Annotated in this window: 1 protein-coding gene; it reads left to right on the top strand. The window is 59.3% G+C overall.

What is annotated here, in order from left to right:
• A partial coding sequence (locus P0G09_RS17510; protein WP_342760557.1) for a hypothetical protein occupies nucleotides 1-312 on the top strand: 312 nt, incomplete at both ends.

Genomic DNA, 312 nt, shown 5'->3' with positions numbered 1-312 from the left:
GGTTCCGGACGGTGAAATTCCGCAAGAACCTGCTGGGCGGCGTGGACGAAGCGGCAATGTGGAAGAAGCTGGAAGAGCTTTACGCCCTGTACGAAGCCGCCATCCGCTCCGAGCGCACAAGGTACAATGTGCTGCTGGAGCAACAGACCGGAAGCCTGCCCTTGGATACTACCAAAGTTGACAGTTTTGCCAAGGGCTCCCCTACTAGGGGAGCTGTCACGGCGAAGCCCGTGTCTGTGAGGTTTAGCCCGGACGCTGGCGAGCGAAGCGAGACTGAGAGGTTTGACCCCCAAAAGGAGGCGCATTCCGATG

Source organism: Faecalibacterium sp. DFI.5.82 (genome assembly GCF_029076575.1).
In the GTDB taxonomy this organism is placed as follows: domain Bacteria; phylum Bacillota; class Clostridia; order Oscillospirales; family Ruminococcaceae; genus Faecalibacterium; species Faecalibacterium duncaniae.
The sequence above is the reverse complement of the archived record's forward strand: the minus strand, read 5'-3'. Positions and strand labels throughout refer to the sequence as shown.